This is a genomic window from Ureibacillus galli (assembly GCF_014836845.1).
GTDB lineage: Bacteria > Bacillota > Bacilli > Bacillales_A > Planococcaceae > Ureibacillus > Ureibacillus galli.
Window position 1 is genome coordinate 1 of sequence record NZ_JACSQA010000066.1, and the last position, 2,040, is coordinate 2,040.

A 2,040-nucleotide genomic window follows, 5' to 3' on the forward strand; every position below is an offset into this window, starting at 1 on the left:
AGCCGGTGAAATTTTACTTTTCGTAAAATTTCACCGGCTTTTTTTATTTAGAGGAGGGTTTTTGTCCCAGCCTCTTTCATAAAATATTTACCGTGATCTTGATGTATTCGTTAATTTCAAATTAAACGCATCGATAATTTTCTTTGATGCCTCTTCTACCGGTATTTTCTTAACAAAGTGGCCTCTAGTTAACAACCTAGCTTCCCCCTCTTTATCACAAGTAATGAGGGTTAAAATGGTCTCTCCTGCTATGTCGTTAATTACTTCGACTTCTGTTGCTTCTATTGTCCTTTGCTCGTCTATTTGATATTCATAGACGTATTTCAAATCAGTTAAATAAACGGCTGCTCCCATCTCCACTTCATACAGCGGACTAAAAAGTAAATCTTTCCTTGTCATATGATGTCCAGCTAAAGCATAGTTGCCTTCGCCCATTACTTGATCCTCTTTCATCGTCCCCGCAGTTAAAGCTAGAGTATAACGGGAAGTTCCTTTTCCAATTGGCAAATTCATTTTGACACTTGGAATACTTATGGCACCAATGACCGTGATTTCATCTCTATTGAAGTTCGCCTCTAAAACCGTTTGTAAATCTAATTCTGATGCCTCTCCAAAATCAAAAGAGGTATTTCGATTATTATTGTTTTCCAAATCATCTGCACTTAAATCACCGATTCCTAATGAATCGATTCCCATTGAAACAAGCCAATTTTCAATCGAATCTCGGAACACTAATAAAATTCCAATAAATAGAAACATCAAAAGAACTATGTTTTTTATTACTTTGAGTTTCTTTTTATTTTCCTTCATATTTTTCTCCTTACGTAAAAAAGATTCCTAATTTATCCCATTATACTAAATAAACTAAAATGATTTAGCTAATAAAACGGTTTGAGTTGATTCAGACACTTTTAATAGTGATTTTCTTAATGTTTCAACAAAGTTATCACGGATTTCAGGCGATAACAGTTCCAAAGACAAGTACGGATTTAAATCCTCGTGTTCCACTAGTAGAAGGTTTCCTTCTTTTGTACGACACGCATCCACTCGTTCGATCCCCCAATCAAGGTCATTCCAATCAACAAAACGTTGGGCAAATGCTAAATCTTCCTCTGTTGGGACATATGCCTTCAGTTCCCAACGCTTATCTTTGTTTGGTGCATAAAGAGCATATTGGAAAACTTTATCTATAAAATAGAAAGATACTTCATATTCAAAGTCTACAAAAGGCTGTATTAACATACTTTTATTTGAGTCTACTTTTGCATTTAGCTGATTTTTAGAAACAAATTCAAATCCTACAGAATCTGCCCCATCTTTCGGTTTCATAATGTAAGTTTCTACATTCGGCAGTTTATGTAAATCATCCAACGTATCAATTGTAGGAATAACAGGGAAATTAGCATTTGTTAAGTCAATGATATATTGTTTTCCATTCATATCACCTTTACCAGTAAATGAATTATAAGTCTTTAACTCATTCGCAATAATTCGATTACGAAAAGCTTGATACTTTTCTTTAAAACGCGCGACCGGCCCAACATTTCGATATAATATTAAGTCACAATCTGCCTCAAAGTTTTCCATATCTTCTGGATGACAAATCACTATTTGAAAATCTTTTCTTAGTTGAGAAGTAAGGTAGATGTCTTCTTCACAGTAGACACGTGATCCTTTCGCTTCATAATATAAATCTGTTACAAATAATAATTTTTTCATTTTGCCTTCACCAGCTCTCAGTAAATTTTAGTCATTTCTTAGTTTGTATTGAAATCTTGACAATGAAAGCTCCATACTAATGGATTTTCTTTTATTTCTATTTCATTCTAAAAATAGCACCTAAAGTACTTCCCTTTAGGTGCTATTTTATTAGCTTTAAAACTTATTTTGTTGAATATCTTTTTCTTTTCACAAGACCAAACAATGCTGCTCCAATCATCAGTAAGCCGATGATTGTTACAAAATAATTTGTTTGTTTTTCACCTGTTTGAGGTAATTTGTCTTGATCGTCGGTTGTATCTGGTGTTTTTTCTGGATGTT

At 33.6% G+C, this 2,040-nt stretch carries 3 protein-coding genes; all 3 read right to left on the minus strand.

Annotation, left to right across the window (positions count from 1 at the left end; translation table 11 throughout):
- Positions 1-87 precede the first annotated feature (87 nt).
- A complete protein-coding gene (locus H9636_RS18885; protein ID WP_191709093.1) occupies positions 88-810 on the minus strand; it encodes a class A sortase in 723 nt (240 codons plus the stop codon).
- A gap of 54 nt (positions 811-864) precedes the next feature.
- Positions 865-1,719 carry a hypothetical protein gene (locus H9636_RS18890; protein ID WP_191709094.1) on the minus strand — a complete coding sequence of 285 codons (855 nt, stop codon included), beginning with the start codon at positions 1,717-1,719 and terminating at the stop codon, positions 865-867.
- Between the two features lie 163 nt (positions 1,720-1,882).
- On the minus strand, positions 1,883-2,040 hold a 158-nt coding region (locus tag H9636_RS19515; protein ID WP_191709095.1), incomplete at its 5' end, for an LPXTG cell wall anchor domain-containing protein.